We start from the raw sequence: 1,130 nt of genomic DNA, 5'->3' as shown, positions 1-1,130 counted from the left end.
ACCCAGTCGCGCGCCGTCTGCGCATTGGTCATCGTCTCGACGGTGGTGAAGGTCTTGGAAGCGATGATGAAAAGCGTGGTCTCGGCGGAGAGGCCCTTCAGCGTGTCGTGGATATGGGCGCCGTCTATGTTGGAGACGTAATGCGCGCGCGGCCCGTCATGATAGGGCGCCAGTGCCAGCGTCGCCATGGCCGGGCCGAGATCGGAACCGCCGATGCCGATGTTGACGATGTCGGTGATCTTCTTGCCGGTGGCGCCGGCCGCCTTGCCCGAGCGCACGGCATCGGCAAAGGCGCCCATGGCGTCGAGCACGGCGATGACGTCCGCCTTGACGTCCTGGCCATCGACGGTGACGCCCTTGCCGGTCAGGTTGCGCAGCGCCGTGTGCAGCACGGCACGGTCCTCGGTGACGTTGATCTTCTTGCCCGCGAACATGGCGGCGCGGCGGCCTTCGAGATCGGCGGCCTGCGCGAGCTTTTCCAGCTGCTCCATGGTGGTCGCGTCGACCGCGCACTTCGACCAGTCGAGCAGCAGATCGCCGTCGGTGGCGGAGAATTCCACGAACCGCTTGGGATCGGCGGCGAAGGTCTGGCGCATGCTGGCGGGCGCCGCCGCGCGGTGGTCGCGCAAGGCGGCGAGCTGTTTTTGAAAGGACGATTGATCCACTGCCAAACTCCGAGACCTCGAGCCATCATTACGGACCGGATGTTTCCGGCGCGTGTCGTCGCGACAATCTATCGGGCCGAACTCCACCCGTATCAATGCGCAGCGATGACGCACACCCACACGCCGCCATGACGCACGATGTCATCGCCGGGATGAAGCGCCGCGTCACCCCACGATGCCGCAACGCGGCATCAAAAGGACGTGAAGGATCACTGGCATAAATCCCAACGATCAGAAAAATTGATTGGCGCAACCCCTTGTGCCACGGTTACGTTCGGCTGGTCCAGCCAAACGAAAAAGGCTGGCCATCGAGGAAATCTCCCATGCCACAGCGAAACGACACGGCGATATGGTCCGGCCTGTTCCGGATTTCGGCCGAATCCGGCCAAACCCTGCAGGCGCAGATCCGCCAGGCCATCGTAGCCGCCATTCTCGACCGCCAGATCGCCGCTTCGATGCCGCGAC

At 64.0% G+C, this 1,130-nt stretch carries 1 pseudogene; it reads right to left on the bottom strand.

Annotated features, from left to right (window positions below):
• Window positions 1–665, bottom strand: a pseudogene (locus EN879_RS36735) (glucose-6-phosphate isomerase); the annotation flags it as partial.
• Window positions 666–1,130: the final 465 nt, after the last annotated feature.

It is taken from the genome of Mesorhizobium sp. M7A.F.Ca.AU.002.02.1.1 (genome assembly GCF_003998535.1).
GTDB classification, from domain to species: domain Bacteria; phylum Pseudomonadota; class Alphaproteobacteria; order Rhizobiales; family Rhizobiaceae; genus Mesorhizobium; species Mesorhizobium ciceri.
Note: the sequence above shows the minus strand (reverse complement) of the source record. Positions and strands in the feature narration are given on the sequence as shown.